The following is a 25,508-nucleotide window of genomic DNA, read 5'->3' as shown; positions in this document are numbered from 1 at the left end:
TATGCCGACCCGAGTGAAGGTTGCGCCCTGGCCCGCCCCGTCCCTCGCGGTGTGGTGCCACCGTGCACCTAATCCGGAGAAAACCATGCTTTCAGGAGCTGCCTGCCCGGTAATGTTCGACACTGCTCGGGTCAATCACCCCAACCTGCGCCCCACCGAAACTTCTTATGCCGCTTGGCCTGTACGCCGAAGCCGGCTAGTCGCCACTCTGCGCGGCATCACCCGCCACTACCCCGTGATGACTGCCGCGAACAGTCACCATGACTGGCTAGCTGGGTACGCGGCTCGCTTCTTTCAGTTTCGGTGCCATGCCCTTGCCGCTCCTCCGGTCACCGCCTCCCCTGCCGGCCACCGGCTAGGGATTCAATGGGAGAGGCGTCATGGCTAGTCTTCCCCACCCTTCAGTCACCTCATCAGACACCCCGCCCGCGTCTAGCAAGGAGGCGTACACCGCTCGCCCACTCACGCCCTCTGAATCCACCAGACTGGACGCCTACTACTACCAGTCACCAAGGAATAACCAACGCCTGGTTGCTGTCGTGGAACCATGCCGCTTGGCCTTGGCGCTGGATCTGGAGTTTGATCCAAGCGTGGCAACCTACGTTGAGCGCCCTAGAACATTACTGGTGCGTGGCCGAGATGTTGAGCTCTGCTTCTGGATCTCCAGGAAGTGTGGCACCGAAAGCTTCATCGTATTCCGCAGACAGGCCGCCGCCACTGTTCCGGCGCTCCGCGCCGAACAGCAGTTTTGCGCCGAACTGATGGAAGCTTCACAGCGTGCGGGTTTGGACCTTGCAATCCGGAAGTTGCAGTCCATTCTTGCAGCACGGGTGGCCAATGCCACGCGACTTGAGCTGCTTCCTTATGTGCAGGCAGCTAGACGGTCGCGAGGAATCAGTGTCTTCATTGACGCAGTGATGACCCACATGAGAAGGCACCCCGTCAGCTCTTTCCATGCAATCGAAACGAGCCTGCGCCCGACGTTCGATTGGCGGGATATTCGCAGTGCGACCTGTCTTCTGGTACATCGCGGGGACCTGGCGATCAACTTCAATGAGAGGCTTCGGACCTCGTCGTCAGTTACGCTGGGAGCAAACCCATGAGCGGGGTGAGTCGCGAGGAGCTACTGTCCTGGGATCTGCTTAGTCCTCAAGGGCTGACCTCAAACCAACTCAAGTCCTACCAGGCTCGCGTTGACGCAGTTCATGCCGTCGTCGCAGGCTCCTCGATCGCTGCGGTCGCGAAGCGTCACGGGCTGAACGCCAAGACGCTTGCATTGACGCTGCGAAACACACAGCAGACGTCCCCAGATGGGCGGCCGTGGGGTTGGCGCGCCTGCCTGCCATACAGAGTAAGAAATACCAGCCAACGCCTTGCCGCAGAATTTCCAGCCGCTGCGGGACCGGGAGCATTCAATTCGTTCCTGAGAAAGCTCCCGGAATTCGAAGAAATGCTCATAGGCTACGCCGGCCCACTGCCTTCGAGAAATGAGCGCAGCCCCAAGTTTGATCGATTCTTCAAACTACTGAAGAAGACTGTGCAGAAGTCGGTTCCGGCAGATCGCTATCCAGCTAACGACAAATCATGTGCGAGGAGAAGCGTCCTGCAGTACCTAAAAAGACTGCGTCAAGGCTCTCCGTTTGTAGATGATGGCTTCGAGATAGAGGACGCAACCCTAGCCAGCCAGCTGAACGAAGTGTTTGCGCTACAGATGGGTGACTGGGTGCAGTTCGATGGACACTCTTTGGACACGAATTTCAATGTTGAAGGCGAGGACGCGGATGGGAACCCGTTCTTCCAAACGATCACGAAGACGTGGTTGATAGTCGGCTACTTCGCGCTGATGCGGCTCTGCTCTAGCTGGTGGCTCTCCTTCTCCACCAACTACAACGGAACCGAATTCAACGCGGCATGCGCAGAAAGCTTGCGAGAAAGGTCCGTTCGTGACCTCGTTGTGCCCTCAATGAACTATGAGCCAGGGGCGTGCATCGGATCCTTGTCCGTCATTGGATTTGTGGCAACGGGAGCAATTACGAGTGTCGACAATGCGATGGCTCACAAATTGAAGGTCAATAGGTTGCGAATGGCGTCGGAGCTGATGGGTGTCATTCATCTTGGGCATAGCCATGTTCCTGAAACGCGTGGTCACCTCGAAGCGTGGAACAAGCGGATGGAAGAAGCGGTGGTCCGAAAGCTGCCAGGCGGGTTCCGGCCGGCGGGCGAGCTGTCCGATGCGACCAAAACGAATGGCTACAAATTCGAGAACTTCCCAATGCAGCCCACGGCACTCGAAGATCTCATGGATGTCACGATCGCGGCTTCTAACATATCGCCGATCAACACGCTCCAGAACCGCACGCCAGTCGAGGCGCTTCAGTCTTTTGCAGCGTCTGGCGGATGGCTGTTTGCCACCAAGGATCACGAGGATCGGGCTCGGTCACTTTCGAAGCACAACTTCTCCGTAACCATTCGTGGAGATCGACGTAAGAGGCGTCAGCCCTATGCGCGCTTTGGGCACGCGAAGTATCGAGCCGCATCAATGAAGAACAGGTGGGACTTGTTAGGCCAGAAATTCGCGGCAGAGGTCGACATCCACGATGGAAGGTTCTTGCATCTATACACCGCGTCAGGAGAGCTGTTCGTAGTCCTGAGGGCGCTCCGCCCTTGGGGTCGCTCACCGCATAGCCTTGCGCTTAGGCGGTTAATCCAACGCCGAAGCCGAACGGATGGCTTCGAGATCAGTGGTGCAGAAGATGCGGTCATCGCGTACAGGGAGCATGTAAGAAGGAACTTCAGCTCAGAGCACGGCGCTGCGCTTGCAGCAACGCGACACCGGCGTGACCTAGATGCGGCATCTGAGGCTTCACCGGTGGCTAAGGAAACGACACTGCCTTTGGCCGAGACCGGCCAACAGCGAGCACCTGCTGAGGACTTGTTCGTACCCATTACCGGCCGGGTCAACTTGGGCAGGAAGGGGCCGAAGCAATGACAACGTTCAACTACAAAGGAGAGCCCATCATCCCGACCCGCGGCATGGAAGATGCTCTGACCAAGATCATCTCCGCACTTGAGGTTGACTACCGCGGTATCGGGTTTCATTCGCTGACCCGGTTCGGAAAAAGTACCCTCGCGCAGTTCATCTGCGCAAACACTGAATGGACAGAATGCAAATACGTGGCCAAGCAGGCAAACCTCCGGGTGCTTGGTCCTGGAGAGTCCGCATTCCTGGACTGGTTCATTTCACAGCTCGGCTCACAAGTGATCTCCCACCAGGCTGCTGACCGAAAGATCGAGAGGATCGTTAATACCGTTGATCTGATGCTCAGGTCTGCAGGCGGCGGATCGCTATTCTTCATCGCCGATGATGCAAACTTGCTGGAGCAAGCCGCCTTTCAACATTTCATTACAATCGATAACGCGCTGGAGAAGAAGGGCATTTCGCTCTTTGTCATCTTCCTGTTTCAGGACAATCACACTTCCAGCCGGCGCGAAGAGATCAATAGAACCACGGTCACACCTCAGGTCCGTGGGCGCTTCTTGACCCGCTACCATCGCCTGCATGGAATTCGAGGGGCCCTGGACGTTGAGACGTTCTTGGAGCGCTTCGAGGACGAGGTAGAGGCTAGCGCCGGAGCCGGCGTTACCTTGCCCAGGAGCCTTGCGCCAGAGCTCTACGACGGGGAGTTCCGTTTACGGCATTTCAGTGAGCAGATCTGGAATGCCGGTTGCAGCTGTCGCGCCGCAGCCGGGCACTCCAGTCAAGATGAGTGGCCTCTCAAGGCTATGCGCCTCATTGCGTACTACTTGGCGACCAGGGTCATCTGCAAAATTGGCTTCAAGGAGGTCACGTCTAGTGACATTGAAATGTCGGTCGCCTTCTCGGATCTTGCTGCCTTTGATGGCGAATCGGGAGCGCTGACTTTCACAGCAGATGGAGGCATCAATGGATAGCGACAGTGAGGTCAGAACTGTAGCCCACCTACCGCCAGCGTGGAGTGCCGGCATTTCCCCGTTCGGATTCGTTGTTCAGACGCTGAGATTCAATAGCCTTTACTGCAGTGATGGTCATGGTGCGTTCGGCATTCGCCCAAGGTACACCGAGGATTTGTGTCGTCAGCTCTGTCTCTCTGCAAAGGCCAGAACTTCGATTGCGGCAAGAATTCCTGCTGCGTCTATCCTCGCGCCACTGTGGCAGCCAACTGCTTGGCAAGCATTCGGCGGTTCTGCGACGCACTGGCGTCCATACCTGTCGGGGTGTACTGAGTGCATGAAAACTGGGTATCACTCGATGTTGTTCCAGATGCCTTGGGTCAACCGGTGTCCGTGGCACTCGCAACCCCTCTCATCTCAGTGCGACCATTGCTCGAGACCGCTATGGCATGGCTTTCGCTCCGATGCCCCTCCCCTACTATGCCCATGCGGGCATGACCCGGTTTCGAGCCGGAATACCCTTGACGAAGAAGGTAGGATCGAGGACCTTCGTGGCAGCTGGATAAAGCGATACCTTCGCTGGGCCGGGGCGAGTCGAGGTCGGCGAACGCTGATCGGGGTGGGAGATGATCTGACGTCCGCCGAGGAGGCGGCAGTCCTGTTTCGCGGCAGGGCTTACCCTTGGTACCGACCGAAGTACGCCTCGTCGGACGTGCTCATCAGGGCGTCTACCGTACGTCATGCGCAATCCGTCGAAGCTCGCTCCCAGAAGGCCGCGTTCTCGCGCCTTGCCCCGTCCATGGGGCCAGGTCGTGACTTCTTTCTTGAGCTTCCTCAGGCGCTTGAAAGACCGATGGCGCGTATCACGGCCTCAGTTGCGGCGAAGTTCCGCGAGTCGACCTTCTCGGCACGTGAGCGAGCCTGCTTAGGCTTGCCTGAGGCCTCGGAAGGTGGGGGGCAGCCATCCTCGCGCGCTTCGGTTGTATTGCTCCCCGCCTACAGAGTCCGCGAGCACCTGTTCCTGGATGGCCGTGTATTGGGTAGGCCCACACAGGCGGTCCTAAGAGAGATCGCGCAGGCAATGTCTCTCCTCCCGTCTGACAACCCTGCGATCGAGGCCCTGGCGCGGGCATACGAACGGGTACTGGGTCGCGGCTTCGCGAGCTCCGCCCTTCACTTGCTCGGCCGACTTGACGGCTCTGCTACCGATGATGAAGCCGCACTGATCCGCCCAGTGGTGTTGATCAGACATAGAAGGAGCTCGTGCCTTCTGACTCTGGCGTGGCTGGGCTGCGCCCGCAAGGAGCGAAGCAGAGCCGGCGGTCAGGTGTAGTGGATGGAGGATCCTTCCCTGCCAAACCTGGACCGCCCCTTACTAGTTCGTTGAGATGCAGAATTGTCTGCATCGGATCTCCGAAGGGCGGAATTGTCGGCATCTGACCTTCCAGTGGAAGGAATGTCTGCGACTGGCATCCTAGGCACAGAAAGATCTGCGTTGGATCATGGAGATTGTGGCGTTGCGATAGAATTATGACCCAAGAAATCAGTGACTTAGCTTGCCGTCAAATCTCTGCGACGAACAATCAGGTTGTGGCGCGCGTGCAAGCGACAATCGATGCAGCCAGCATGCGTCGGAAAGCCGCAGAAGATCGATTCATCTGTTCGGGGACCCTTCGGCGGTTACGCTCATGTCGACTTCGGGCTCTGGCGTCGTGGGCGCAACCTTGGGATCGCTTGCTTCGGTGTGTTCCGCTTGAAGGCTGCCTCCAGTTGCGCCGGAAGTTCTCGTAGACTGCTGAGTTGCTTCTCAAGTCCCTCGCACCTGCCCCGGAGAACATCGGCAGCTTGACCGGCCGAGATGGCTGCAGATTGGGCTGCATGCAGCTCCTGGCGTAGCTGATCCTCGATTGCCCTCTGGGCTTTGGCCTGATTGTTGAGTTGAGCCTGGAGATCTTTCGCCTCCTGCCGAGATCGATCCACGTCGCCGAGCGTTCGATTCTCGACAGATCTGACGTACTCGGTCCAGTCCTCTCGCTCAGATTTTGCCGTTTCCAGCGTTTCATGAAGCCGGGCATCAAGATTTTGTCTTGCTGCCTCAGCTCGATCGGCTCTCCGAAGCCCAAGATCCCGCTGCTCCGTTAGCTCTGAGATCTGCAGGTGTAGCTGATCGACCAACCGCTCCAGTTCGGCCGCTTGCGTACTAGCTATGCGTTCGCCGGCGATAGCCGAGGCGCGCTCTGAGCGCATTTGACTCAGTTCGTCAGCCACGAGCCGTGACCTGGCATCCAGCGCTTCACGCTGGGTAGCCAGTGACCGCTCAGTCTCTGCGAACTCTCGAAGGGCCGCCTCCCTAGCGTGCGTCAGCGCCAGCTCCCACCATTGCCCGGCTAGTTCCGCCAACACCGCCGGGGCGTCTTCAAAGTCCGGACGTCGTGGCTGCAGGCGCGTGCCGAGTCGAATCCACCAAGTCTCCAGCCAGCGAGTGACCGTGTTCGGAGAGCCGGTCCCCAGGTGAGCACGGATTCGCTCAACGGTTGGGCGCTCACCCTTGGCCACCAGTTCGTCGGCGGCGGTGTGGACGTCAGATTCGGTGATGCCGCGGGCCATGCGAAGTCTCCTGTACTGGCGCCCTACTCTGCTGGTAACGTACTGGCGATAAGTGATGATTATCGCGGTTATAAGCTCTATGTCGTAGTATATATTACATAGTATGAAAGATAATTCTACGATCCCCGTGCTCGCCGCGACGACTGCCAGCCTGGTGCTGCCGGAACAGTTGGCCCAACAAGCCGCCGAGGCGGTGCGCGAACTGCTGGCCGAAGCGGCCGCCGAGAACACCACCCGCAGCTACAGCAGCGCGCTGCGCTACTGGGCCGGCTGGCATGCGGCGCGCTACGGGATCGAGCTGACCTTGCCGGTGCCCGAAGCGACTGTGCTGCAGTTTGTGGTCGACCACGTACAGCGCCGTTCGGCCTACGGCGAATTGGCCTGGGAACTGCCGCCGGCCGTCGATCAGGCCTTGGTGGCGGCCGGCCTGAAAGCCAAACTTGGGCCCTGGACGCTGGCCACCGTGCGGCACCGGGTCGCCGTACTGTCCACCGCACACCGGCTCAAACAAGCCACCAATCCCTGCGAGCAGCCGGCAATCCGCACCGTGCTCAGTCGCGCCGCGCGGGCCGCGGTCAAGCGCGGCGAGCGCCCACGCAAAAAGACTGCGATCACCCTGGGCGAGCTGGAGGCCATGTTGGCCACCTGTGACGACAGCTTGGAGGGAGTTCGGGATCGCGCCCTACTCTGCTTCGGATTCGCCAGTGGTGGGCGCCGGCGCAGCGAGATCGCCGCCGCTGACTTGCGCGACCTGCGTCGGATCGGCGAGGCGGGCTATATCTACCGATTGGAGCACAGCAAGACCCAGCAGGCCGGCGCTACCGCCACCTCGACCCCGGACAAGCCGGTGCTGGATCGGGCCGCCCTCGCCCTGCAGGATTGGCTGGAGGCCTCTGGGATCACCGAGGGGGCGATCTTCCGGCGGCTGTGGAAGCAACGCGTGGGCCCTGCCCTGTCCCCGGCCGCCGTGGGCGAGATCGTGCAGCGGCGGGCGCGCCTAGCGGGTCTGGAGGGGGATTTCGGCGGGCATAGTCTGCGCTCGGGGTTCGTCACCGAAGCCAGCCGCCAGGGCGTGGCGTTGCCGGCGATCATGCAACTGACCGAGCACCGGTCGGTGTCGAGTGTATTGGGCTACTTCCAATCGGGTGCATGCGACCAGAATCCAGCAGCCAGGTTGCTCGAGTAAAATTGCATGGGTACTACGGGGGCACTGATGACAATTGGCGAAATCGTGAGCGAGGCTGACACCTGCCGGGAACTGGTCACACCCAAGCTCGTCGAGGCTGAATGGGGCAATGCGCCGCACGTGATCGGCGAGCAGCGCACCTTCACCAATGGCCGCATCATGGTCACCGGTGGTCGCGTGCGCCGTGGCAAGCAGAAGCGCGCCGACTACCTGCTGTACTACCGGCGCGACTATCCGTTGGCCGTCGTGGAAGCGAAAGAACTGGGGCTACCGGCGGAAATCGGGGTGCAGCAGGCTAAAGAGTACGCCGAGATTCTCGGCCTGAAGTTCGCTTATGCCACCAACGGCCATCGTATCATCGAGATCGACTACACCACCGGCACCGAGCGTGAGGTGGAGCGCTTCGCCACGCCCGCCGAACTCTGGCAGCGACTGACCGCTGCTACCGATCTACCCGATCCGGCCACACCCCACCTGCTCGAACCCTTCAACCTGGTTTCGGGCAAGGTGCCGCGCTACTACCAGCAGATCGCGATCAACCGCGTGATCGAGGCCATCCTGCTTGGTCAGAAGCGCGTGCTCGCCACGCTGGCCACCGGCACCGGCAAGACCTGCGTGGGGTTTCAGCTGTGCTGGAAGTTGTGGAGCAGCCGCTGGAACCGCACCGGCGAGTACCGGCGCCCGAAGATCCTGTTCCTGGCCGATCGCAACATCTTGGTCGATGACCCGATGGCCAAGATGTTCGCGCCGTTTGGCGATGCCCGCCACAAGATCGCCGGGGGCGATGTGAGCCAGAGCCGGGACATGTACTTCGGCATCTATCAGGCGCTGTCCACCGCCAATGAAGACGTATTCCGCCAGTACCGGCCGGACTTCTTCGATCTGATCATCATCGACGAATGCCATCGCGGCTCCAGCCGCAACGACAGCAACTGGCGTGCGGTACTCGATTACTTCGCGCCTGCCGTACAGTTCGGCATGACGGCCACGCCGCTGCGCGAGGAATCGCGCGACAGCTACGAATACTTCGGCAACCCGGTCTACACCTACAGCCTGCGCCAGGGCATCGAGGATGGCTTCCTCGCGCCCTATCGCGTGCATCGCGTGATCACCACGGTGGATGCCGCTGGCTGGCGTCCGTCCAAGGACGAGCTCGACCGTTTCGGCCGCCCAGTGCCGGACGACGAATACCAGACCAAGGATTTCGAGCGCGTCATCGCGCTGCGTGCACGCACCAAGGCCATCGCTAAGCATCTTGCCGACTTCCTCAAGGGCACCGACCGCTTCGCCAAAACCATCGTGTTCTGCGTCGACCAAGAGCACGCAGCCGAAATGCGCCAAGAGCTGATCAACCTCAACAGCGATCTGGTCAAGCAATACTCCGACTACGTCTGCCGCGTCACCGCCGACGAAGGCACCATTGGCCTTACCCACCTCGCGCACTTTCAGGACGTGGACAAACCCACGCCGGTGATCCTGACCACCTCGCAATTGCTGACTACCGGCGTTGACGCCGAGATGGTCAAGAACGTGGTGCTGGCGCGCGTGGTCGGCTCCCGCTCCGAGTTCAAGCAGATCATCGGGCGCGGTACCCGACTGAAGGTCGACTACGGCAAGGAATACTTCAACATCATCGACTTCACCGGCACCGCCACCCGGCACTTTGCCGATCCGGATTTCGATGGCGATCCCGCACGCATCGAGGAAGTGACCATCGATGAGGCTGGCGAGACCATTGAATCAGTCATCGAAACGCCCCCCAGCGTCGAAGAGCCGCAGGCCGACTACACCGTAGACGCCGACGCAGGCCAAGGCGAGATCCTCACCGAACCGCCGGAGGAACCGCGCAAATTCTACGTCGACGGTGGCGACATCGAGGTGATCGGCCATCTGGTCTACGACCTCGACACCGACGGCAAAAAACTACAAGTGGTCAAGTACACCGAATACTCGGGCCGCACCGTTCGGACTCTGTACCCGACTCGCGATGCGCTGCAATCCGCCTGGGCCAACCCCGACACCCGCGCTGACGTGCTGCGTGAGCTGACCGAGCGCGGCATCAGCTTCGAGGAGCTGGCGGCTAGCGCCGATCAGCCGGACGCCGACGCCTTCGATCTGCTGTGTCATCTGGCCTGGAACGCGCCGCTGCTCACCCGCCACCAACGCGCGGAACAGGCCAGAAAGGCAGCGCAGGATCTGTTCGAGCAGTACGGCGATTCGGCCCGCGAAATCCTCACGCTGCTGCTCGACAAGTACATCGAACGCGGCATCGTCCAGTTCAACGCCCTTTCCGTGCTGATGAAGGTGCAACCCTTCGACCGCTTCGGCAGCCCGTCCGAAATCGCAACCCGGCATTTCGGAGGCATCAAACCTTTCAAGGAAGCCGTCTCGCGCCTGCAGACGGCTCTTTACCAATGACGAGAAGTTCCTGAATGGCCGCAACCGAAAAGAAGACCAGAACCAAACGTGCCAAGGCACCGCTGACCACGCGCGACAACTTGTCGGCGCTGATCGGCAGCGCCCGCAAGATCCTGCGCAAGGACAAGGGCCTCAATGGCGACGTTGACCGCCTGCCGCTGCTTACCTGGGTGATGTTCCTCAAGTTCCTCGACGACCTCGAAGTCGTGCATGAGGAAGAAGCGGAGCTCGACGGCAAGCCCTATCACCCCATCATCGAATCCTCCTACCGCTGGCGCGACTGGGCCGCGCGTGAGGATGGCTTGACCGGCGATGAACTGCTGGCCTTCATCAACCAGGACGAATGCCACCGTGCCGACGGCTCGCGCGGCGCGGGTCTGTTTGCCTATCTGCGCGGCCTGGCTGGCAGCGGCGAGAAAGGCAGCCAGCGCGAGGTCATCGCCAACGTGTTTCGTGGCGTACAGAACCGCATGGTCAGCGGCTACCTGCTGCGCGACATCATCAACAAGGTCAACGGCATTCACTTCAGCAGCAGCGAGGAGATCCATACCCTCTCGCACCTGTACGAATCCATGCTGCGCGAGATGCGCGACGCTGCCGGCGACTCGGGCGAGTTCTACACCCCGCGCCCGGTGGTGCGTTTCATGGTGCAGGTCACCGACCCGCGCCTTGGCGAGTCCATGCTGGACCCTGCCTGCGGCACCGGCGGATTTCTGGTGGAGGCCTACAACCACCTCAATCAGCAGGTGACCAATCCGGACCAGCGCCGCACCCTTCAGCGCGACACGCTGTTCGGGCAGGAGGCCAAGCCGCTGCCCTACATGCTGGCGCAGATGAACCTGCTGCTGCACGGGCTGGAAGCGCCGCAGATCGCCTACGGCAACACACTGGAGCGGCGCATCACCGAGATCGGCCACAGCGAGCGGGTGGACGTAATCCTCACCAACCCGCCCTTCGGCGGCGAGGAAGAAGCCGGCATCAAAGCCAACTTCCCGGCCAACATGCAGACGGCCGAAACCGCACTGCTATTCCTGCAGTACATCATGCGCAAGCTGCGCTATGCCGGGCATGGCGCAGAGCAGGGAGGCCGCGCCGCCGTGGTGGTGCCCAACGGCACGCTGTTTGGCGATGGCGTGTGCGCCGTCATCAAGGAGGAGATGCTCAAGGAGTTCAATCTCCACACCATCGTGCGCCTGCCGCAAGGCGTGTTCGCGCCCTACACCGACATCCCGGCCAACCTGCTGTTCTTCCAGCGCGGCTGCCCGACCGACACCATTTGGTACTACGAACTGCCGCAGCCCGAGGGCCGCAAGAAGTACAGCAAGACCGCACCGCTACCCTTCGAGGCCTTTCAGTCCGTGCTCGACTGGTGGAACGCCCGCGAGGAAGGCCCGCAGGCCTGGCGCGTGGACTTCGCCGCCAAACGCGCTGCCGCCATCGACGCCGCCACACCACACTGGCAACGAGCCGAAACCGAGCGCGCCAGCGCCCTCGCCCTGGGCAAGCCAATCCGCGAACTGGATCAGGCCATCGGCTATGCCGCCAATGGCGACAAGGCCGCGCTGCAAGCGCAGCTGCGCGAGCTGAAGGCGCAGCAGCAGACGCATGAGGCCGCCGCCAAAGCAGCGCAGGCCGAGGGCGATGCGCTCTACTGGCCGATCTACAACTTGGACCTGAAGAACCCGCATGCCGCCGAAGGGCTAGAGCACGCCGATCCGAAGGACCTGGTGGCCGCCATGCGCGCGGGTGAGGAAGATGTGCTGCGCCTGCTCGTGGAGATCGAGGCTCTGGTAGTCGAGGTGCAGGGATGAGCCAGTGGCCGAAGATCGCACTGGGCGATGTGCTCTGTCGTTCCAGCGAGCCTGCCGTGTGCGTGCCGGACGTCGAGTACGACGAAGTCACCATCCGTCTTTGGGGAAAAGGCGTTATCAGCCGTGGCAAAGTTCGCGGTGCTGATGTCACTACTCCGCGACGTGTAGTGCGTGCCAACCAGCTGATCCTCTCCAAGATCGACGCCCGCAACGGCGCAATCGGGCTGGTTCCGCAAGAGCTTGATGGTGCGATCGTCAGCAACGACTTTCCTTCCTTCGAGTTTTCCAACAGCAGACAACTCGCTCCGGCATTCATGGGATGGATGGTGCGCTCACGTCACTTCGTCGATCTGTGCAAGGCGGCCAGCGAAGGCACAACCAACCGCGTTCGCATCAAGGAGGATCGATTTCTCGCACAGCAAATCGTGCTGCCGCCGCTTTCCGAACAACAAGCCATTGTCAGCCGACTCGACACGCTGGCCGATAAGGTGCGGCAGGTAAACGAGCGGCTCAACGCCATCGAACAAAAATCCGCAGCGCTGTTTCTCAGCCTGCACTACAGGCTGTCAGGTGATCGAGTGAGGCGGCTCGGTGACGTTGTCGAGTTGCACGAAGAGCCCGTGCCTGTTCGAGCTGACAGCGAGTATCCGCAAGTCGGCGTGCGTGGTTTCGGTGGCGGCCTGTTTCCGAAGGCCGCAGTGGCAGGCACAGAAACCTCCTACAGAGCCTTCAATCGCCTCTACGTAGATGCGCTGGTATTGAGCCAGGTGAAAGGATGGGAAGGTGCACTTGCACTTTGCGCCCCCGAGCTTGCGGGAATGTATGTGTCACCCGAGTACCGCACTTTTCGTTGCGTTCCAGGTGAAGCCACGCCCGCATATATCGGAGAACTGGCCCGGACGCCTTGGTTCTGGAGCCTCCTTCAAGACGCCACGCGCGGAGTTGGCGCTCGTCGCGAACGGACCCGACCAGAGCAATTCCTGAATGTCGAACTACCGATGCCACCGGAGGATAAGCAGCGCAAGGTTGTTGAAATCCTCGATCGGCAATCCCTCTTGAGATCCCGCCACGCCACCATCCGTCAGGCCAATGACGCGCTGATCCCGGCGACGCTGGAACGCGTTTTCTCCGGGGCTCACTGAATGCAGTTCGTCCGCCACGGCCCCGATATCCCCGAACGCCTGCTGCAGGCGCACGAGGACGGGCGCGTGGTGTTTTTCTGCGGCGCGGGCATCTCTTACCCGGCCCGCCTGCCGGGTTTCTCCGGGCTGGTGGCGAAGGTATATGTAACCTTGGCCACCACACCCAACGCGGTGCAGCAGGCCGTGATCAAGGCCGGGCAGTTCGATACCGCCATCGGCCTGCTGGAAGCGGACATCGTCGGCGGCCGCGAGACGGTGCGCCGGGCGTTGGCCGGCATCCTGACACCCGATCTCAGCGCCCCAAACGCGATCGCCACACATGATGCATTGCTGACGCTGGCCAAGTGTCGCAATGGCCATACACGCCTCATTACCACCAATTTCGATCGTCTGTTCGAGGAGGTGATTGCGGCGAAGTCCCTGCCAATCCAGCGGTTTCAAGCACCACTCCTGCCGGTGCCGAAGAACCGCTGGGATGGCCTGGTGTATCTACATGGACTACTTGGCGCCACATCGACCGCGAGTGAGCTGGATCGCTTGGTCGTCTCCAGCGGCGATTTCGGCCTGGCCTACCTCACCGAGCGCTGGGCAGCGCGTTTCGTCAGCGAGTTGTTCCGCAACTACACCGTTTGCTTCGTCGGCTACAGCATCAACGACCCAGTATTGCGCTACATGATGGATGCCTTGGCAGCCGACCGTCTGCTGGGTGAGTCGCCGCCGGAGATGTTCGCCTTCGGCAGTTTTTCCAAAGGCAAGGAAGAGCAACGGGCCAACGAGTGGCGAGCCAAGAACGTCACCCCCATCCTCTACCGCGAGCATAACCGCCACGCCTACCTGCACAAGACCCTGCGGGCTTGGGCTGAGACCTACCGCGATGGCGTGCACGGCAAGGAGCGCATCGTGGTCGAATGCGCCATGGCTCGCCCCTTGGCGAGCACCCGACAGGACGACTTCGTCGGCCGCCTGCTGTGGGCACTGAGCGATGCTGGCGGCTTGCCCGCCAGACGCTTTGCCGATCTGGACCCGGTGCCTTCGCTGGATTGGCTAGTGCCACTGAGCGAGGAACGCTACCGGCATGCCGACCTAGGCCGCTTCGGTGTCCCGCCCAGAACAACCGTGGATGACAAGCTCACCTTCAGCCTGACCCGCCGACCCTCGCCTTATCCTCTGGCTCCTTTGATGTGTTTAGCCGATGCCGGCACGCGTGGCTGCCACTTAGACGAGGTGATGCGACAACTGGCGCGCTGGCTGATTCGCCATCTCGACGACCCGGCACTGTTGCTATGGCTGGTCAAGCACGGCGGCCAGCTGCATGGCGATCTGGTCTCGTGGATCGGACAGCGTCTGGACGAGCTGGCCAAACTTGAACGCGAGGGAAATACCGCCGAGTTGGCGCGCATTCGTGAAGGCGCACCCAGCGCGATCCCCGGACCATTGATGCGCATCCTATGGCGGCTGCTGCTGACCGGGCGCGTGAAATCGTGGCTGCGCGACTTCGACCTATATAGCTGGCGCAACCGCTTCAAGCGCGATGGGCTCACCGCAACCCTGCGCCTGGAACTGCGCGAGATGTTGACACCGCGCGTACAGTTGCGCGAACCGTTCCAAGGGCCCGCAGAGGACGGCCAAAGTCGCGAGCCGGAGCGCGTCAAGGAGCTGGTGGAATGGGAGATCGTGCTGTCGGCTGGTCACGTCCATTCCAGCCTGCGGGATCTCCCAAGGGATGAGCGCTGGGATGCCGCATTGCCGGAGTTGCTGTCCGATGTAAGCGCCCTGTTGCGCGACGCGCTTGATCTGATGCGCGAGCTCGGTAGCGGTGAGGACAGGAGCGACCTTTCCTACCTGCATCAACCCTCGATCAGTGAACATCCACAGAACCGGGACTTCCGCGACTGGACCGCATTGATCGACCTGACCCGAGATGCGTGGCTCGCCACAGTTGCACAATCACCGGCGCGGGCTGTCCTCGTGGCGGAGTCTTGGTGGCACACGCCCTATCCGCTGTTCCGACGCCTCGCCTTCTTTGCCGCGGCACAGGACAATGTAATCCCCCATCGCAAGGCACTCGACTGGCTACTGTCAGACGATAACTGGTGGCTGTGGTCGGTGGAAACCGAACGGGAGGCCATGCGACTGCTGGTCGCACTGGCGCCGCACCTCGATGAGATGATGCTGCACGAACTGGAACAGGCCGTGCTCGGCGGTCCTCCGCGCGGCATGTTCAAGGAGGACATCGAGCTGGAGCGCTGGATCCATATCGTGGACCACAAAATATGGCTCCGGCTGGCAAAGATCGCCGACGTCGGCACGATATTGGGCAGCGTCGCCAGAGACAGACTGGACAGACTTTCAGCTCAGTATCCTGAGTGGCGAATCGCTGCAGATCAGCGCGACGAATTTCCTTTCTGGATGGGCGATGTCGACGAGTGGAGCAAGTTCGTCGCCGCACCGCGTAGTCGCCGTGAACTCATCGAGTGGTTGAGGCAGCAGCCCAGCCCAGATCCTTGGCAAGAGGATGACTGGCGGCAGCGCTGTCGCGACAACTTTGCCACGACCGCTTGTGCCTTATGCGCCCTGGCCAGAGAAGGTGTGTGGCCTACAGAGCGCTGGCGAGAGGCCCTGCAGGCCTGGTCTGAGGAAAAACTCCTGAAGCGCTCCTGGCGTTACATGGCGCCGATCCTGGCCACCGCACCTGACAAGGTACTGCAGACGCTCGCCCATGGTGTCAGCTGGTGGCTACAGGCCATTGCCAAGACCTTCGAAGGTCACGAAGCACTCTTCTTCGCTTTCGCTCGTCGTATCCTGGCGCAGGATCATCAGGGTGGCAGTGATACCGATGATCCCGTCGGGCGAGCCATCAATCATCCCGTGGGGCACGTCACCGAGGCACTGCTACGCTGGTGGTATCGACGGTCGCTGGAGGATGGGCAAGGCTTGCCGGAAGAGATCAAGAGCATGCTCACCGAGCTTTGCGATACCCAGATCGACAAGTATCAGCATGGCCGTGTGTTGCTGGCGGCCCATGTCATAGCCTTGTTCCGCGTCGATGGTGATTGGGCGACACAACACCTGTTGCCGCTTTTCGACTGGCAGCGCTCGGAAGCCGAAGCACGTGCAGCGTGGGAAGGATTCCTGTGGTCACCGCGCCTGTACCGCCCGCTGATGGAAAAGCTCAAGCCGGCCTTCCTAGACACCCCGCGCCACTACGCGGCATTGGGCAAGCACGATGGACAATACGCATCGTTACTGACATTCGCCGCTCTTGACGCGAGTGACACCTTCACCACTACCGAGCTGGCAGCCGCCACTCGCGCACTGCCACCGGATGGTTTGCACGATGCTGCACAGGCATTGGTCAGAGCCCTGGAGGGTGCGGGTGAGCAACGTGCCGACTATTGGACTAACCGGGTTGCCCCGTATCTGCATGCCATCTGGCCCAAGACGCGAGACAACGTTTCACCCGCCATCGCCGAAAGCCTGGCCCGCCTTTGTGTGGCAGCACAAGATGCGTTCCCCGAGGCTTTGACGCTGCTCCGCGGCTGGTTGCTACCAGCGGCTCACCCGGAGTACCTGGTGCATCGGCTACAAGAGGCAGGCCTCTGCGGCAGGTTCCCCGAACATGCACTGGACTTCCTGAGTCTGGTGATAGGGGATCAAACCCAATGGCCGTCCAGTGACCTCGGTGACTGCCTCGAGGAGATAAGCTCGGTCGCGCCTGACCTCGATACGGATCCACGTTTTCAACAGCTAATCGTGTACTTAAGACAGAGCGGGCGCAGATAAGATCTGAGCTCGTAGCCACGATAAATCTTCCTAATCCACCGCCCCTCCGGCCGCCGCTACCGCCAGTAGCGGGTGTTCAACTCTGGATTGCGCCGACTTGCATAACGAGTCCGGCTTGACCAATCGCTAGACCTACATGCCATTGACGCCATTTCTCCAACTCACCTCAGCATAGTTCCAGTAACGGTACATCTCACTTTTCATTCGCTCTATTTTTTTTGAAGAGAATTCGCTGATGCGCCAAGGGTAATGGCGACGAATTTCCTCTATTCTTGAAACAATGGATTCAAAGGTGTCGTTAACTTTGTGTATTTCATCCAATTCATCGCCAGAAATGGCGAACACATCCGAAGCAACTTGTCTTTTGTAGATGGACTCTGCCTCAGTGATCAAATCTAAAATATCTTTGAAGTGATCTGGTGATGCTAAAGAGGAAATCTTGCTCGTTGCTTCAGGTTTCAATTCATCCTCAGACAAATTGAATGTGATTTTTCTAGATGCCCCACCTGTCGCGTAGGCTTCTGTCGCGCTGATCGGCTTCCAGTACACTTTCTCGTTCTTAAGGTCGACGCAGACGATTATGGTTGGGACTGAGAATCGCTGCCAATAGTCGATATCTGAGTCATCAACGTAGACATCGTGACGCTGTGATCCTGACAACTCTTGAAAGGACTTTATTTGAAGTTTGACCACGTTTCCTGTCGCGGAGAATTGCTGGTCACAAATCTCCAATTCTGCGTCGATGCCTAAATCGACACTTTGAAGTCGACAAGGCCACTTTAGGGTTTGTGTAAACTTGTACGCCGCGAAATGCTCGCCAGCGTCGCCACTGATTGACCTCTTTGGGTACTGCTTTGCCATGTGAGTAGACCTGACTACCTGATAGCCGGATGCTTGGGTCCGGTTATTCGATTCATCCATAGCTCACCGCATGGTGGGCCATCCCCTTAATACAGCTAGATCTTAGGGCTATCGGGCACGGCGTACAAGCCAGCGAACCAGCCAGGAGAGAGATCTGCCACTACTGCAAGCTCTCCGCTCCGGTAGAGGTTCAGATGCGCGCGACGGGACGGCACGTGCCCTCCCCTGCCCCCGATAAACATTCCTAATCCCCTGCCCCGCCGATGTCCGCTTCCGGCCAGAAGCAGACATATGCCGCAGCGCAGACCTCGCCGTACATCGCTACCTTGACCTCCTTTCAAGACCCCTGCGATTCTAAGGCAGGCAAGCGACCTCCCACTTTCCGTACGGCGCCAACTCGAGAGATTTTGCAAGCCCATTCGACGCCACATTGTCTAACTGACAGCGATACTGAGCCTCATACCCGTGCTTGCCGGCGTATTCAATCATCGCGAGTATCAAAGACCTGGCGATGCCCTTACCGCGCGCTCGTGGCATGGTCAGCACTCCCATATCGGCAATGGCCGCGCCACCCCATGGGTAGAGACTGGAGACAGCCAACAGCTCCGATTCCACGAACGCGCCAAAGGCCGCCCAGTGCCCGAGCTCCACGGACGCATCGTCCTGGTCGGCTGGTGATATCTGTGCCATGAATCCATCGAACAGTGCTGCATCGTCAGGCGCCAACGGGCGTACCTCTACCAAGGTGGTGCTCCGCGTTGCGGAGACTCCGGCGGCTGCCACGTAATAGATGACATCGGGCGCATGCATCTCAACGCCTGCGGCGTGAAGTGCCTGGCGCAGCCATGATACTGAGACCGGAATACCGTCCGACGCGATTCCCAGCGCAGAGGCCACGCATGGAGACACTGCGGAACGCGTGCACCCATTGTTAGCCACCATGACCATTGCTCGCCGCGCAGTGCCAAGGTGCGGGTTGATCACCAGGCTGAACTCATCTGCAGTCGGCACACAGATACCGGAGTCGAAGAGTCCATGCCAGTAGGAGTCGACTGCGGAATTCCACTGCTGCATTGTTTCCCCCAAACCTAGCCTGGCAACGCCGATTCTAGAGGCGGGGCTCGCAGCTGTCTGCTTCCGGCCAGGACCGGACATCTACCCTACCCCTGATAACGCACCCTTATCAATGAGGTATGGAGCGGAGCCTGACGCAACTCACTTCCGATACATGCCGTTCCCGAATGCTTGGAGTCCTCGGACCCCAAGGGTGGCAGGTTCATCACGCTGTCCGACGGTCCATGGCGCCCGGAGCGTTGGGCCTCGGGCGACAGAGTAAGGGCCTCAGCGGAAAAAGCAGCAATCCTGCTGAAATCCTTTTGAGCATGAGCTTCCCCCTGTAGCTGGGGGAAGCTTACCGCTTCAAGCCTGCGCCCGACGCCCTACCCGGCTCGGCCACCGCAAGCAGGCGCAGAGTCCGGCAGCCCGGTGCCGGTGCCGAAATCAAGCCGACGCTGTAGCCGCAATCTTTATCGACTTGACGTTCACGAACTCCTTCAGACCTTCCGGACCATGCTCGCGGCCATAGCCGGATGCCTTCACGCCGCCGAACGGAAGCGTTGGCGATGCCACGTCGAAGGTGTTGATGAAGATCATGCCGGTGTCGAAGTACTTGCTGGCCAGCTCCCGGGCGCGCTGCACGTCGCGGCTGAAGATGCCGCCGCCCAGGCCGTAGCGGCTGTCGTTGGCGATGCGCATCGCATCCTCATCGTCCTCGGCGCGGATGATGGCCGCTGCAGGGCCGAACAGCTCATCCTCGTAGGCCACCTGCCCCGGTGCCACATCCGCCAGCACCGTGGCCGGGTAGAACCAGCCGGTGCGGTCCGGCACTTCGCCGCCAACTATCAGACGTGACCCTTGGGAGACGCTCTTGGTCACCTGTTCGTGCAGCTTGTCGCGCTGCGCCTTGGAGACCATGGGGCCGAGTTGGGTGTTATCGGCATTCGGGTCACCCATGCGGATAGCTTCGAACGCCGTTGCGTAGGCGCTGACGAACGCCTCGTAATTCTTTTTTGTCACGATGAAGCGCTTGGCATTGACGCAGGTCTGCCCGTTGTTGAACAGGCGCCCTTTGACGCAGGTCTTCACCGCCAGGTCCAGGTCGGCGTCGTCCAGCACCAGATACGCGTCATTCGAGCCCAGCTCGAGCACCGTCTTCTTGAGTGCCGCGCCGGCCTTGGCGGCCACGGTGCGCCCTGCGGCCTCGCTCCCGGTCAGCGTCACCGCGCGCACCAGGTCGTTCTCCACGATGTCATTGGACTGGTCGTGGGTGATCAGCAGCACCCCAAACAGCCCCTTGGGCAGCCCGGCGCTTTCGTAGATGTCACGCAGCAGCAGCCCACTCCCGGTGCAGCTCTCGGCATGCTTGAGCAACACCCCGTTGCCCGCCATCAGGCTGGCGATGGAATAGCGGATGGCCTGATAGGCCGGGAAGTTCCACGGCTGAATGCCGTAAACCACGCCGATCGGGGCGTGAGTCACGATGCCGGTGGCGCCCTCCACCTCGCGCTCTTCATCGGCCAGGGCGACGGGCCCTTGCTTGGCGGTGTAGTCGCAGATGCTGGCGCACAGCTCGACTTCGGCACGGCTGTCTTCAATGAGCTTGCCGACCTCGTCGGTCATGAGCTGCGCAAACTCTTCCTTGCGCGCACGAAGCGCCTTGGCGATGTCCGCGATGACTTTCGCTCGCTCATCCAGACTGCGCAGACGCCACTGAAGAAATGCGTCATGGCTTGCCTTCACCGTGGCGGCGGCTTCGCCGTCTGACATGTAGGAATAGGTGGCGAGCACTTCTTCGGTCAACGGATTGATGGTCGTGAGTTGCTTGTTTGTCATGGGAAGAGAGGCTTTACGTAGAGGGAAGATCCGTAGAGGGTCGCCGCCGTGCAGTTCCTCCGCTGTGAATTCTTCAACGGAATGCATCACTGGAGGTTCACCGGATCTCATTGTTAGAGTGTGGATTCGGCCTGCTTTGACCAACTCCCTGCATGCGCTCCTGGTTGCGAACAGTCTCAATCACCCTCACTGCTGCATTGGCGACGGCCGCTGTTGCCAGCCTGCTCCAGACCCAGATCAATCTGCATGCCCTTACCCAGCTGGGCCTGGACGTCAGCTGGCCGGCACGGGCCGCAGTCACCGTGGAAGATCTGGCTCGGTTCGGACCTGTAATGTTCAGCTTTTCGCTGGCCGGCGGCGTGCTTGCGTCAGGTCTGCAGCCAATTCTGCGCCGGCTTGGCCTCCATGCCCTGCCCTGCGCACTGCTCGCCGGTGTAGCCGGGCTGGCGGTCGTGCTCGCGCTGCTGCGCAGTGTGATTCCGATGCCGGCGATCGCCGCCATCCGGGAGCTTCCAGGCTACGCCCTGCTCAGCCTGTGTGGGCTGGTGGGCGGCTATGTGAGCTACACGCTGAGGGCGCGTACCGTGCGCGAAACGCACCCCCACGGCGGCGTGGCCTGGCTGTTGCCGGCTGGCCTGGTGCTGCTTCCGCTTGCCTCATTCATGTTGATGCAGCCGACGGCGCAACGTGCACAGCCGCCTGCGGCAGGAGGCTACCAGGTCGCGACCGTCGCCAGCGGCCTTCAGTGGCCGTGGTCGCTGGCGGGACTGCCCGACGGAACGCTGCTCGTCACCGAAATGGCTGGCCGCCTGAAGCTGATTGACCGCGCCGGTGCACGTGTGGACGTCAATCTATCCAAAATGCCCGCGGGCTATCAGCGTGAACGCGTGATCGGCCTGATGGACATTGCGCTGTCGCCGGATTTCGAGACCGATCGCCGCGTCTATCTGACGCAGGGTTATCGAGATCAACGCGGCGTGGGTGTTCGGTTGATCCGTGGCGCGCTGGAACGCGTTGGCGATGCGTGGTCCATGGAACAGGTGGAGATTCTTTTCGAATCCACGCCAAAAGCCAGCGACGGCAACAACGGCGGCCGCGTGGCCTTTCTCGACACGCACATCCTGCTGATGACCGTGGGCGACGGTAGTGCCCGCCGGGAGGAAGCGCAGAATGTGCGCAACTCACTGGGCAAGGTGATGCGCATCCATCTCGCGCCTGGCGCGAGCGTGGCGCCCCTGTACACCTCCGGGCATCGCAACCCACAAGGCATCGTGCATGACCCTGTCACAGACTCCATCTATATCAGCGAACACGGGCCGCGCGGCGGTGACGAGCTCAACCGACTTCGACCGGGCGCAAACTACGGCTGGCCGATGCTCAGTCACGGGATCGACTACCCGTTTGCCCGGGTGAGCCCGTTTACCCGGCACAAGGCGTTCGAGGACCCTGAGGTGATCTGGTCGCCGTCCATCGCGCCCTCCGGTCTTGCCGTGTATCAAGGCGCCCTCTTCAAGGGATGGCAGGGAGATCTACTGGTGCCTGCATTGCGTGAGCGGAGCATCCGCCGGCTCGTTCGTGACGGTGATCGCGTGGTGCGCCAGGAGCGGCTGCTTGTCGAATTGGGTGAACGGATTCGTGACGTCATGGTCGCTGCAGATGGCTCCGTCTATGCGCTCACCGATGGGGTGGACGGCAAGCTACTTAGACTGATACCGGAAAAAACGATGTGAGCACGTCGCTCAGGTGAAGTCACGTGCGGAGGATTGACCCCGCACGCTCACGCTCGCCAGCAGGCCCGCGCCGAAGGCAAGCGCGGTGCCACCGGCGCTGGGGGTATCGCTGGCCCTGAAGCTGCTGGCGGCCCAGGCGAATCAGCCGCCGTGATCGGCCAATGCATCGTGAAAGTCGAGCTCGTGAACGAGTACGACACGTGACCCTGACTTACGAAGCGCAATGGCCTTTTCGACCTTGCGCCCGTAGCAGGCAAAGGCCCAACAAGGATTGCCTTCCGCGCCGATGACCAGGTAGTGGACCTTCTTCGATGGGGCCGCGTGGGCCGATCCCCCGAGCCTCTCGACGATCTGTTGGAACTCGGTGCGGGTGAAGCGTGACGATGCGCCGGTAAAGCAAAAGCCCCTATCCAGAAAGTTGATCTCGGGATCCACGGCGCACAAGCCGACGATCCTCTGTTCTTTCAGTACGAGCGGATTGGTAATCGTGCGGTCGTCGAGCAGTGGCGTGAACTCCGCAAAGAATGCGAGGAGCAACGCGTGTTCCTTCGGGTCTATCTGTCCGTCGGCGAGTACGCCTGTGATGAGGCTCCCCACCTCGTCGAATGGCCAGCATGTCCTCAGGTGCTCGTGATCTGCCATCCAATCTGACAGGGCGCGGAGCTCTTCCACGGAGATGTGCGTATCCGCAACGATGCCCCCCAGGATTCCGTGCAATCGCTGCAGGTCGGCAGTCACATCGGCGTAGAACTCGGTGGAGCGCAGCCGTTCGCACAGCCACAGGATGTCTGCGCGCTCTTCCTCGGTCAGGACGCCGTCGGCCACGGCGGTAGTGACAACCGGCACCAGCTCGTTGAATGGGGTGCTGCTCTCGCACTGCCTCGTGCTCGACCAACCACAGGTTGAGGTAGTCGAGCTCAAGGGGATTGATCCGGCCGTCGATCACGATCCCTTCGACGATGCCGATCAGGGCGTTGACGGATTTGTTCAGTCGGGCTTTCGAGGTGAACCTGAAGTAGCTGCGGTGATCGGGGTGCATTGAGGTACGTCCCTGTTGGACGCCGTCCAGCGGCGTGTCATGGAAACTTACCGCGTCATTGACATCTGGCGCCAGAGGCAGGCTGGCCCCTGTAACGATCCAGTTGCAGCATCGCAGCTGCGGCGTGACTACAACCAATGGCACACGAGCCAGGGGGCTGTGCACGCTATGTTGGTTCCGATGGAATGGAGGGAGTACGTGTGAGGCGTCTATTTTTCTCGGCAGCGCTGCTGTTGATGTGTGCGACGGCCGGAGCAGGTTCCAAGGCCGCCGACGGGACGACAACCGTGATCGTGCTTGGCGTGGACCACGCTGCCCAGCTTGTGGCCAGAAATGACCGCCCTGCCCGCCTTGCGGCCTTCCTGGCGCATGCCAGGCCCGATGCCATCTGCATCGAGCGGTCGCCGGAGGCCTTCGCACGCAACGACTATTACGAGTTCACCTACGAAGTTCAGGACGTCGTGGTTCCTTTCGCCCGGCGCAACGGGATCGATCTGTGTCCCATCGACTGGGAGCCACCCGTCGAAGATGCCAAGCTTGGATTCGGCCTGGACCTGGGGGCGCCGCCGGAACTGCGCCCTGCCAGCGGGTTCCAGCAGTTCCTTTCATTCCCCTCCCCGAGCCAGCTCACGCGGGATCTCTTCCACGCCGACGAGGCAAAGGACGTGGAGCGGATCGCGCAGTGGGCCGCAACGCCGGCCAAGCGGGCAGCGGATGATCTGCCACGCAGGCTGTATCTCTATCGCACCTACCTGCAGGCGCAGCGGGTAGCCGCCGCGGTGAAAGCGCGCCCCGGCGGCACGGTTGTCGTGGTGGTTGGCGAGTTCCACAAGCGGGACATCGAAGCGATCCTGGCCGCTTCCCCGGACCTGCGGATCGTACAGCCCTCCAGCCTCGGCGAACCCGGTGAGGCGCTGGTGCAGCGGGAGGAGCGCCGTGAGTACCACGCCGCTGTCGCCAGCTTCAACCTGCTGGGCGTCCAGTCCGGCACCGGCAACATGGACCGCGCGTTTGTTCGGGAGTCGGTGCAAGCCCTCAAGGTAGAGCGCAACTCGCCTGAAGTCGCGTTGCTGCAGACGCGCCTGGATGTGCTGGAAGGCAGGATCGCGCCGGCCATGGCAGTGGACCGGTACCGATCCATTGCCACGGAGGCGGGCGAAACACGCTTCACCTGGACTGGCGTAGCTGACGCCTCACGCCTTGACTCTTACTTCGACCCCTTCGGTAACCTCAACGTACGCCAGCGGGCGCTGCTCGAGACGGCCCGCGAGTTATACCGTGCCGAACGTGGCGAGGAAGCAGCAGGGATACGGCAGACCCTCGGCAGCGAGCTGGGCAACCGAAAGGCGGCTCAGCTTGCCGGCTACTGGGAGCGCTACGTCGTGAAGCCGGCATCGCCTTAAGCTGCATGGTGGTCAAGCGAATCAACATGACCGCCGATGTGCGCCGGCCCCAACTCAGCCCACCGCATCCACGGTCCTGTCCGGTGCAGCAAGCCGAGACGCGCGCAGGTACCGCAGATACTTGCCGAGAAAGATGCCCGTGAACCCGCCAGACAGCAGCAGATACGCGGCACGGAAACTGCCGTCCGCGCTCAGTGAGGGGGATACGGATAGCGCGCACTCGAAGCCGTACTTCACCGCAAAGGTCACCAGGAGCAGCGGCAGGAGACTGTAGTCCGCACTGCGCCACAGCTTTCCCGTCGACGGCTTCAGGGTGAGCGTTGCCCGGCGCAGCAGCAGCCATCCAAGCCCCACGCCTGCACCGATGCCCACCGACCACTGACCCCATGCTTCCCAGGCATTGCCGAACCGGTGGTTTATCGACACGATGCCCCACGCCACGAAAAGGGTCGGCACGATGGCCAGTTTCGTGAGCGAGGTTTCTCCAGGTTTCATGGCGGCGACGCCCCGTGCGACCAGAAAGACCAGAAGCGCCCAGACCCACACCGGGGTGTTCGAGAGAAGGGGATGCAGCATGTTCACGGGGCGTCCTTGAGCTGGGTGGGTGCCGGCGATGCAGCGCCGTGCGGGAATGGGTCCATTCTCGCTTTGCACCGACCCGTCACAAGTGACAGGTGTCAGGCATCCGGACGTACATTACGCAGCC

General features: G+C 61.1%; 17 protein-coding genes. 11 read left to right on the top strand and 6 right to left on the bottom strand.

All coding sequences use genetic code 11. The features are described 5' to 3' along the window. The first annotated feature begins 554 nt into the window (after positions 1-554). Genes POS15_RS06935 through POS15_RS06925 form a run of 3 tightly spaced genes read left to right on the top strand, consistent with a single transcriptional unit; the run spans position 555 to position 3,951 of the window. Positions 555-1,103 (top strand): hypothetical protein, encoded by a 549-nt coding sequence (locus POS15_RS06935; RefSeq protein ID WP_146027615.1) that lies wholly within the window; start codon positions 555-557, stop codon positions 1,101-1,103. After that, positions 1,100-2,989, top strand: a complete 1,890-nt coding sequence (locus tag POS15_RS06930; protein ID WP_146027616.1) for a hypothetical protein — start codon at positions 1,100-1,102, stop codon at positions 2,987-2,989. The genes POS15_RS06935 and POS15_RS06930 overlap by 4 nt, the downstream gene beginning before the upstream one ends. Next, entirely contained in the window at positions 2,986-3,951 is a 966-nt protein-coding gene (locus POS15_RS06925) for a hypothetical protein (RefSeq protein WP_102789240.1), read from the top strand. The genes POS15_RS06930 and POS15_RS06925 overlap by 4 nt, the downstream gene beginning before the upstream one ends. Before the next feature lie 1,665 nt (positions 3,952-5,616). On the opposite strand, the gene POS15_RS06920 is transcribed toward POS15_RS06925, so the two are convergent. Next, on the bottom strand, positions 5,617-6,537 hold the full coding sequence (locus tag POS15_RS06920; protein ID WP_088434184.1) for a DNA-binding protein: 921 nt from the start codon (positions 6,535-6,537) through the stop codon (positions 5,617-5,619). Positions 6,538-6,640: 103 nt separating this feature from the next. Here POS15_RS06920 and POS15_RS06915 point away from each other — a divergent pair, with 103 nt between their 5' ends. The 5 genes from POS15_RS06915 to dsr1 are packed head-to-tail and all read left to right on the top strand — an operon-like array spanning position 6,641 to position 16,877. Then, a complete protein-coding gene (locus tag POS15_RS06915; protein WP_284129281.1) occupies positions 6,641-7,723 on the top strand; it encodes a site-specific integrase in 1,083 nt (360 codons plus the stop codon). Positions 7,724-7,750: 27 nt separating this feature from the next. Further along, positions 7,751-10,141 carry a DEAD/DEAH box helicase family protein gene (locus POS15_RS06910; protein ID WP_284129280.1) on the top strand — a complete coding sequence of 797 codons (2,391 nt, stop codon included), beginning with the start codon at positions 7,751-7,753 and terminating at the stop codon, positions 10,139-10,141. A 14-nt stretch (positions 10,142-10,155) separates the two neighbouring features. Further along, positions 10,156-11,952 (top strand): N-6 DNA methylase, encoded by a 1,797-nt coding sequence (locus tag POS15_RS06905; protein WP_284129279.1) that lies wholly within the window; start codon positions 10,156-10,158, stop codon positions 11,950-11,952. Further along, a complete protein-coding gene (locus POS15_RS06900; protein ID WP_284129278.1) occupies positions 11,949-13,094 on the top strand; it encodes a restriction endonuclease subunit S in 1,146 nt (381 codons plus the stop codon). The genes POS15_RS06905 and POS15_RS06900 overlap by 4 nt, the downstream gene beginning before the upstream one ends. Beyond that, positions 13,095-16,877 carry an anti-phage defense-associated sirtuin Dsr1 gene (dsr1, locus tag POS15_RS06895; RefSeq protein ID WP_284129277.1) on the top strand — a complete coding sequence of 1,261 codons (3,783 nt, stop codon included), beginning with the start codon at positions 13,095-13,097 and terminating at the stop codon, positions 16,875-16,877. Between the two features lie 132 nt (positions 16,878-17,009). Here dsr1 and POS15_RS06890 read toward each other — a convergent pair whose 3' ends face one another. The 3 genes from POS15_RS06890 to POS15_RS06880 all read right to left on the bottom strand — a co-directional run bounded on the left by POS15_RS06890 (position 17,010) and on the right by POS15_RS06880 (position 20,717). Next, complete coding sequence (locus POS15_RS06890) at positions 17,010-17,738, bottom strand: DUF4365 domain-containing protein (RefSeq protein ID WP_284129276.1); 729 nt, start codon at positions 17,736-17,738, stop codon at positions 17,010-17,012. Between the two features lie 354 nt (positions 17,739-18,092). Beyond that, positions 18,093-18,812, bottom strand: coding sequence for a GNAT family N-acetyltransferase (locus POS15_RS06885; protein WP_284129275.1), 720 nt, complete (start codon positions 18,810-18,812; stop codon positions 18,093-18,095). Positions 18,813-19,238: 426 nt separating this feature from the next. Further along, complete coding sequence (locus POS15_RS06880) at positions 19,239-20,717, bottom strand: aldehyde dehydrogenase family protein (protein WP_200899474.1); 1,479 nt, start codon at positions 20,715-20,717, stop codon at positions 19,239-19,241. Positions 20,718-20,782: 65 nt separating this feature from the next. On the opposite strand from POS15_RS06880, the gene POS15_RS06875 reads away from it, so the two are divergent. Continuing rightward, a complete protein-coding gene (locus POS15_RS06875; protein WP_284129274.1) occupies positions 20,783-22,360 on the top strand; it encodes a PQQ-dependent sugar dehydrogenase in 1,578 nt (525 codons plus the stop codon). Between the two features lie 141 nt (positions 22,361-22,501). Here the strand turns inward: POS15_RS06875 and POS15_RS06870 are convergent, their stop codons facing one another. Further along, positions 22,502-23,185: a BRCT domain-containing protein gene (locus tag POS15_RS06870; RefSeq protein ID WP_284129273.1), complete on the bottom strand. Its 684-nt coding sequence runs from the start codon at positions 23,183-23,185 to the stop codon at positions 22,502-22,504. Between the two features lie 7 nt (positions 23,186-23,192). Here POS15_RS06870 and POS15_RS06865 point away from each other — a divergent pair, with 7 nt between their 5' ends. Both POS15_RS06865 and POS15_RS06860 read left to right on the top strand, forming a co-directional pair. Further along, positions 23,193-23,402 carry a hypothetical protein gene (locus tag POS15_RS06865; RefSeq protein WP_284129272.1) on the top strand — a complete coding sequence of 70 codons (210 nt, stop codon included), beginning with the start codon at positions 23,193-23,195 and terminating at the stop codon, positions 23,400-23,402. A 284-nt stretch (positions 23,403-23,686) separates the two neighbouring features. Next, complete coding sequence (locus tag POS15_RS06860; protein ID WP_284129271.1) at positions 23,687-24,802, top strand: hypothetical protein; 1,116 nt, start codon at positions 23,687-23,689, stop codon at positions 24,800-24,802. Between the two features lie 54 nt (positions 24,803-24,856). Here the strand turns inward: POS15_RS06860 and POS15_RS06855 are convergent, their stop codons facing one another. Then, positions 24,857-25,378, bottom strand: coding sequence for a DUF6622 family protein (locus POS15_RS06855; protein ID WP_019183710.1), 522 nt, complete (start codon positions 25,376-25,378; stop codon positions 24,857-24,859). Between the last annotated feature and the right edge of the window lie 130 nt (positions 25,379-25,508).

It is taken from the genome of Stenotrophomonas sp. BIO128-Bstrain, assembly GCF_030128875.1.
In the GTDB taxonomy this organism is placed as follows: domain Bacteria; phylum Pseudomonadota; class Gammaproteobacteria; order Xanthomonadales; family Xanthomonadaceae; genus Stenotrophomonas; species Stenotrophomonas bentonitica_A.
Note: the sequence above shows the minus strand (reverse complement) of the source record. Positions and strands in the feature narration are given on the sequence as shown.

What these genes read in the sequence shown, in the direction of transcription:
- POS15_RS06930 (WP_146027616.1), top strand. Translation starts at nt 1,100, where the DNA reads ATGAGCGGGGTGAGTCGCGAGGAGCTACTGTCCTGGGATCTGCTTAGT.
- POS15_RS06915 (WP_284129281.1), top strand. Translation starts at nt 6,641, where the DNA reads ATGAAAGATAATTCTACGATCCCCGTGCTCGCCGCGACGACTGCCAGC.
- POS15_RS06875 (WP_284129274.1), top strand. Translation starts at nt 20,783, where the DNA reads ATGCGCTCCTGGTTGCGAACAGTCTCAATCACCCTCACTGCTGCATTG.
- POS15_RS06855 (WP_019183710.1), bottom strand. Translation starts at nt 25,378, where the DNA reads ATGCTGCATCCCCTTCTCTCGAACACCCCGGTGTGGGTCTGGGCGCTT.
- POS15_RS06890 (WP_284129276.1), bottom strand. Translation starts at nt 17,738, where the DNA reads ATGGCAAAGCAGTACCCAAAGAGGTCAATCAGTGGCGACGCTGGCGAG.
- POS15_RS06880 (WP_200899474.1), bottom strand. Translation starts at nt 20,717, where the DNA reads ATGCATTCCGTTGAAGAATTCACAGCGGAGGAACTGCACGGCGGCGAC.
- POS15_RS06905 (WP_284129279.1), top strand. Translation starts at nt 10,156, where the DNA reads ATGGCCGCAACCGAAAAGAAGACCAGAACCAAACGTGCCAAGGCACCG.
- POS15_RS06910 (WP_284129280.1), top strand. Translation starts at nt 7,751, where the DNA reads ATGACAATTGGCGAAATCGTGAGCGAGGCTGACACCTGCCGGGAACTG.
- POS15_RS06925 (WP_102789240.1), top strand. Translation starts at nt 2,986, where the DNA reads ATGACAACGTTCAACTACAAAGGAGAGCCCATCATCCCGACCCGCGGC.
- dsr1 (WP_284129277.1), top strand. Translation starts at nt 13,095, where the DNA reads ATGCAGTTCGTCCGCCACGGCCCCGATATCCCCGAACGCCTGCTGCAG.
- POS15_RS06900 (WP_284129278.1), top strand. Translation starts at nt 11,949, where the DNA reads ATGAGCCAGTGGCCGAAGATCGCACTGGGCGATGTGCTCTGTCGTTCC.
- POS15_RS06885 (WP_284129275.1), bottom strand. Translation starts at nt 18,812, where the DNA reads ATGCAGCAGTGGAATTCCGCAGTCGACTCCTACTGGCATGGACTCTTC.
- POS15_RS06920 (WP_088434184.1), bottom strand. Translation starts at nt 6,537, where the DNA reads ATGGCCCGCGGCATCACCGAATCTGACGTCCACACCGCCGCCGACGAA.